Source organism: Accumulibacter sp. (assembly GCF_036625275.1).
Lineage (GTDB): Bacteria > Pseudomonadota > Gammaproteobacteria > Burkholderiales > Rhodocyclaceae > Accumulibacter.
Map to the genome: position 1 here is coordinate 1 of NZ_JAZKUD010000134.1, position 6968 is coordinate 6968.

Consider the following 6968-nt stretch of genomic DNA (forward strand, 5'->3'; position numbering starts at 1 on the left):
ACCGCAAGTACTGGGCCAGCCGTTTCGGCACGGCACCCTTCCTGCCAATGTCGCGCGCCGAAATGGACGAACTCGGCTGGGATTCGTGCGACATCATTCTCGTCACCGGTGACGCCTACATCGACCACCCGAGCTTCGGCATGGCGCTGGTCGGGCGTCTCCTCGAAGCGCAGGGCTTTCGCGTCGGCATCATCAGCCAGCCGGACTGGCTGTCGGCCAAGGCTTTCCGGACGCTCGGCAAGCCGAACCTGTTCTTTGGCGTGACCGCCGGCAACATGGATTCGATGGTCAATCGCTACACGGCCGATCGCAAGCCCCGTTCCGATGACGCCTACACACCTGGCGGCGAGCCCGACCGGCGGCCGGACCGCGCGGTCGTCGTCTATGCACAGCGCTGCCGCGAGGCCTTTCCCGGCAGCAATGTGGTGATCGGCTCGATCGAAGCCAGCCTGCGACGCATTGCTCATTATGACTACTGGTCAGACAAGGTACGTCGCTCGGTGTTGCCTGATTCGAAGGCCGATCTGCTGATCTATGGCAGCGCCGAGCGGGCAATCGTTGATCTGGCGCATCGGCTTGCCGCCGGCGAGCCGATCGCCGGCATCCATGATTTGCGCGGCACCGCCTTCATGGTGCCGCGCGGCTGGCTGCCGGGCGAGAGTTGGGCCGAAATCGACTCGACCGAGGTCGATACGCCGGGTCTGCTGATTCGCCATGCCGACCCGTACGCGATGACCGCGGAAACTGGCCAGGAAGGTGGCCAGCAAGGTGGCCAGCAAGGTGGCCAGGATGCGGCCTGTTCGGCAAAGCCCGCACCGGCGGCCAGCAGCGAAGGACAGGCCCGGGGGCAGGTGATCCGGATGCACTGGCAGTCGCACCAGCGCATGCCGAAGCTTGATCGGGCGCGGACCGTGATCCGCCTGCCGTCGTACGAACAGGTCGCCGCCGACCCGGTGCTTTACGCACACGCTTCGCGCGTCTTCCATCTCGAATCGAACCCGGGCAATGCCCGTGCGCTGGTCCAGGCGCACGGCGAGCGCGACGTCTGGCTCAACTCGCCGCCAATTCCGCTGACGACGCCGGAGATGGATGGCGTCTTCGCCTCGCCTTTCCAGCGCCGGCCGCATCCGTCCTATGGCGAGGCCAGGATTCCGGCCTTCGAGATGATCCGCTTCTCGATCAACATCATGCGTGGCTGCTTCGGCGGCTGCACTTTCTGCTCGATCACCGAGCACGAAGGGAGAATCATCCAGAGCCGCTCCGAGCAGTCGATCCTGCACGAGATCGAGGAAATCCGCGACAAGACGCCGGGTTTTACGGGCATCATTTCAGATCTCGGCGGACCGACAGCGAACATGTATCGCCTGGCGTGCAAGGACGCGAAGATCGAGTCCGCGTGTCGCCGCCTGTCGTGCGTCTTCCCCGGTATCTGCGAAAACCTCGACACCGACCACACGCCGCTGGTCCAGCTCTACCGCAAGGCGCGGTCGCTGCCAGGGGTGAAAAAGGTGCTGATCAGCTCGGGCCTGCGCTACGACCTCGCCGTGCGCGATCCGCAGTACGTCCGGGAGCTTGTCACGCACCACGTCGGCGGCTATCTCAAGATCGCCCCCGAGCACACCGAAGAAGGCCCGCTGGCGCACATGATGAAGCCCGGCATGAGTTCCTATGAGCAGTTCAAGGTGATGTTCGAGAAGTTCTCGAGGGAGGCAGGCAAGGAGCAGTACCTGATCCCGTACTTCATCGCGGCACATCCCGGGACCACCGACCGGGACATGCTAAATCTCGCCCTATGGCTGAAGCGCAACAACTTCCGTCTGGATCAGGTACAGACCTTTCTGCCGACGCCGATGGCGATCGCCACCGCCATGTATCACAGCCGCAGGAACCCGCTGAAGAAGGTCGACCGCGATTCGGGAGCCGTCGAAACCGTGCGCGGGGCTCGTCAGCGCCGCCTGCACAAGGCCTTTTTACGCTATCACGACCCCGAGAACTGGCCGTTGCTGCGCGAGGCCCTCAAGCAGATGGGGCGCGCCGACCTGATCGGCAACGGGCGGAAGCAGCTGATCCCGTTCTTTCAGCCGCCGGGAACCGGTCTGCGAGGCCTCGCCCAAGCGGGAGCAAAGGCCGGTACGCGTTCGCCGGGAAGGCCGCGCGACGCCGCGAAGGCCGTTGCGGCAGGCGGCTCGCGCGGCAGGCGGTAGGGCATCCGGCGCGCGGCACAATCGGGATGGCTGGAACAGTCGCTGCCATCGTCGGCGGCACGCAAATGAGGCGGGCGCCGCCAGGGGTTGCTGGCTGGCAACCCCCTGGCTGTTGCCTACCTCAACTCCCGTTCAGGGTGCGGTCAGAAAGGCGATTCCTGGCTGTGTCGGGAGGCAGTATGGGAAACAGGTGGCATTCTGCCAGTTGCTCGTCCTCAGTTGTCTCGGTTCCTTCCAGATCATGTCGGCGGTCCAGTCCCGGAAACTCAACTGCCCGCGCGGGCTACGGGCTGACTTCTCAAGGTAGAACTGATCCGCATCAAAGCCGATGTTATCGGGAACATTGACCAGGATGCCATGTTCCGAGCCAGCTGCCGTATAGAAGCGGTAATTGCCATTCGGCGCCGCGGCGGCGAGGTTGGTCGCAAGACGCATCTGAGCACTCCATTCCAGGGCCAACGCGAGAGCCGTCTGCGGGTTCTCCAGTGCACTGGGGTCCACGCCTTTCATCGTTGCGTAAATGATCGTCTGAATCGAATCAAAAGCGTTCTGGAACTGCCCGAATCTGGTCTGTGGAAAGAGCCACGTCAGCACGCCATAGAATCGCACCGGTAACCCCAGCGCCTGACCATCGACAACGTTGGCCAGATAAACGGGCAGCGTGTTCTTGAACTTCCAGTTCTCTTCTGCGCTGTCGAGGAACGAGTTGGTAACGACACCGTTGCCGCTGTCAGCCAGCAGATAGGTCTGTGCTCGTGGAAAAATCTTTTTGACTTCCGGGAAAACCGTTCCCGGAGCGGCGTAAGCTCCGGCGCTGACGCCAGTGACCGCGATCCTCTCGGGCGCTGCTGAGTGAGCGTACTGTTGCTGCAACCAGCGCACGACCAACCTCACATTGGCGTAGCCGCGGTGATGAATTGGAAATGGTACTCCGTCGTAGGTGGCATCATTGTTGCCCCAACCCACGTCGCCGGTGCAATAGGGGATGAAGACTTTTGTCCAGCCCTTGAAGGGGTTCTTTTGCGATTCCTCTTCGGAGAGGATGCCGCCTGCCAGGGCAAGGTTTTCTGGGGATTCCGAGATCGTCGGATCATAGGCCGCGCGTGCATTCGGGACCAATGGGCTGAGGCAGGTGTCCCGATTCCAGCACGCTCCCCCGCCATCGTGAAAAATCAGAAGATTCTTGTTGCCTGGATCGCCCGCCTGCCAGAAGAATTTAAACGGTTGCCCGAGCGGCGGCGGCAACGAACCGAACGCGCAATTTGGCACCAGCGCGTTGCCACCCTTGTCCTTCAATACGTATCCATCCGCGTCAACTACCTGTCCGGCGTCTAGCAAGCCGTCGATGTCAGCCTCCTGCCATTCGTTGACAGCCGTCGCGTTGGCGATTGCGCCAAAAAAGCACATCGCCGCAAAGGCAAATTTGCCCCTACCAAGCATCCCCTTCATTTGATCCCTCCCTTGATTAAGCCTCTTCAACCGGGCTGACGCCTCCGGTTCGACCATGACGCAGAAAGCTGCGCCCAGAGCGCACGTTAACAGCTATTCCCACCCTGTTCAAGGTGCGGTGATTCGGCAAGCGGAGGCAGACTAAGGCGAATTCCATGGATTGCCATCCCAAACCGTCCAGGAGTTCCGTCATTCCCGCGCAAGCGGGAATCCAGTCCAGGCTCTGTCCTACATCGGGCCGAACGGTGGATCCCCGCTTTCGCGGGGATGACGGCTGTCGTTTATCGGTACCTCTATCTCTGGAAATCGCCCAAGAAATCACTTCATCGCTATCGGGTGGTCGTTCCTTTGCGGGCAGTTCCTAGCCAACCGGGGGCAGTCAGCGCTCGCGATCAATCGCTCGCAGCGGGTTCGTGCATACGTCCGCGCCGTCGCGCGGCAGCGGGCCCAGGGTGAGCCACTCGATCGGGAGGAGGATCGGCGACGCGATCAGACGCAGAATCGATTCAAGCAGGTCGCGTCGCTTGATGCCGAAACGAAAGTCGGTGAACGTTCCGCTGGCCCGCAACGGCGTTTGCAGGCGAAACGGAGCGAAACCCTTTGCGCGCGGGCGAAAAACGAACGCCAGCTTTTCGCTTGCCAGGTCGGCGCTGCCGGTGCCGCGAATGCGCACCCGGGTCGTATCGATAATCATCTTGTCGTCGGGCAGCTTGCCGTCCTTGAGGTCGAAGCGGCCAACGACACAGTTCAGGTGGGCGTCCCCGCCCGGATCAATCAGGGGCACCAGCGAAAGCACGAGATTCACCGACCACAGACTGAAGATGCCAGTGCGCAGTTCCGTCGGCCAAACGGCAAAGTCAACTCTTCCGTTGGCGTGGTGCATGATCGTATTCAGTGACGGTGCCCGGCCCGCAAACTCCAGATTCATGCTGAAGAGTCCTCTGGTGTCGTCCTTCCGGCTCAGGCGGCGGGCAATGATGCCGTAGTCGAAGCGCTCGACGTAAGCGCCTGCGGCGAGCTCGATCTCGGACAAGGTCGGGTCGTAGGCAACGGCTAGCCGCAGGGTTCCCCCAGGGATATTGACCATGGCCGGGCCGAGGAACAGACGCCCGTCGACAACCTGGATGCGCAAGGAACCGTCGGCAAGCCGGTCGCTTCCGGAAAGCACCTCCTGTACTTCCAGATCGAGATAGGCATCGAGCCGGCGCAGGAATCCGGCGCCCAGCAGGCGCTCGGTCTGCCCGACTACCTTGCTTGCCGTCAGGCGCAGGGCTTCGGCCCTGCTTGCCCTGGGCGGGTCCTCGGCAATGCGCTCCGGCAGAGGGAAGTCGTCGAGTTGAATACTGGGCGCGTTCACCCGTACGTCGAGCCGCGGCCGTGCTCCACTCATGTCGAGCGTGCCTGTTCCCTCGAGTCGGTTCTCCCCGACGCTCAACAAGAGCCCCTGCAGTTCGTAGCCGGTCGGCGTCATGCGCAGCGGGCCGCGCAGCGACCAGGGACCCCACGCCGGGAGTTCAACCCGCGCCAGTTCGCTGAGCGAGTCAAGCCGCTCGCCGCTCATCTCGAAGGTGATCTGTCCGGAGCGCCCGAGCGGCAGTGCCACCTCGCCCTCCAGCGTCAGGCGTGCCCCCGCTGCCTGCGCCACCAGTGAGAAGGGCAGATGCGTCGCATCGCGCAGCATGTCCACGAGTCGTCCGCTGCTCAGCCTGATATCGAGCGCAGTCTCGTCGAGCGTGCCGTTGAGGGCAACCCGGATCGGCTCGCCCGGCAGGGCACCGATCCTGGCCTCGGTGACGCCGAACTCGGTGACCGGACGTTGCAGCACACCGAGCACGCTGAGGCGCCCGCCGGTCACGCGCGCCTCGAATGACGAGAGCCTGGCGAGCTCGCGCAGGGTCTTGCCGCGCCCGCGCAGGGTGAGCTGCAACTTGTCGGCGCGCCCATCGATGTCTTCTGCGGCGCCGATGTCGCGCAGAAGTGCGCCGACGTCGATTTCGCCTGTGGAGAGATCGAGCCGTGCTTCGGGTACGTCGCCGCGCAGGTTGAGCGCAACCAGCCCCGTGAACGGTACGCCGGCGACCTTGCCGCTGAGCGCTGACGCCAGCAGACGCGCCTCGCGGACGCGGCCGACGAAAGCGACGTCCTCGAGATCAGTACGGCCGAGGCGTACGTGCTGCAATGCCAGGCTGATGTCAGCGTCAGGAAGGTCAGCGGCGTCGGGAAAAACCGGCTCGTCGCTGCTCCGGCTGGTGCTGGCGCGCAAGGTCGCGAGTTCCGGCACATCGATCAGCGGACTGCGCACAGACGCCACGGTGATCGGCCGATCGCCGACGCGGGAGCGCTTGGCATCAATCGTCAGCTCGCTGCGACCGAGCTTGAGCCTCGTCTGCTCAAGGTACCAGGCGTCAGTGGCGATCCGCGCGCGACCGCGAACGGCAAGGGGCAGTTTCGATGCCGGCGCGACGCTCAGCCAGCGCGCCAGGTCCCCTGTGCGGCGGGCCTCAAAAGAAAACTTCAGAGCGGTTTCGCGCGTTGCGTCGGGGCGCGCGAGCGTGCCCTCGATGCGCAGTTTCGCCAGCGCCGCCACGATCTCGAGTTCGATCGGGGTTGCCGACTCGCCCAGCATTTCGGGCAGTGTGCCGCCGCGCATCGAGAGTTTCACAGGCTCGCCGAGCAGCGTCCCGCGCGCGCTGCCCCGCAGTCGCTGGCCACGGCGCAGCGCAAGGTCGAGCGTGTCGACCTGGACGACAATCGGGCGTGCGCCGGCCGGTTTGCCGTAGCTCAAGTGTGCGTTCGCCGCCTTGAGTGAAAGCTCAAGGTCACTCAGCAGTGAGCCAAGCGTTTCGCCACGTCCACCCAGGAGCAGCTCAATGTGCCCGAGCCTGCCGTCGATCTCGGTAGCTCCGTGCAGCTCCCGTGCCAGGTCGCCGAGCGCAGCGTCCTTCGCTGCGAAGCGGAGTGCCAGTGTTGGTGTAGGTGCCGCCGTATCGAGGTCGAGGCGGCCGGAGAATGGGGCGCGGGCCATCGTGGCGCTGGTTGGCACTCGCACGCCATTGGCGTCGGCGCGCAGATCGAACTTCGCGTCGCGAATGTCGACGGGCAACCCGAGCCAGCGGCCGACACTTAAATCAACGTCCACGTCGAGCGGCACAAGATCGCGCAGGGGCAGCATCTGCCGCGGCAGCACCGCGGAGTCAAGCGCTTTGTCCGGTGTGCCCTGACCGCTGGCGAGGAACGGGCGGAGGTCGAGGGCGGCGACGCTGAGCGCGCCGCTGAGGCGTGGCCGGGCGCCGCCGAAAGCGAGCGTGAGTTCCC

3 protein-coding genes are annotated in these 6968 nt (G+C 64.1%); 1 reads left to right on the plus strand and 2 read right to left on the minus strand.

Going from position 1 to position 6968, the window contains the following annotated elements:
* On the plus strand, positions 1 to 2204 hold a 2204-nt coding region (locus tag V5B39_RS21005; RefSeq protein WP_332344787.1), incomplete at its 5' end, for a YgiQ family radical SAM protein.
* Between the two features lie 132 nt (positions 2205 to 2336).
* Here the strand turns inward: V5B39_RS21005 and V5B39_RS21010 are convergent.
* Positions 2337 to 3653 carry a pectin acetylesterase-family hydrolase gene (locus V5B39_RS21010; protein WP_332344788.1) on the minus strand — a complete coding sequence of 439 codons (1317 nt, stop codon included), beginning with the start codon at positions 3651 to 3653 and terminating at the stop codon, positions 2337 to 2339.
* A gap of 379 nt (positions 3654 to 4032) precedes the next feature.
* The coding region (locus tag V5B39_RS21015; protein WP_332344789.1) for a hypothetical protein at positions 4033 to 6968 on the minus strand (2936 nt) is incomplete at its 5' end.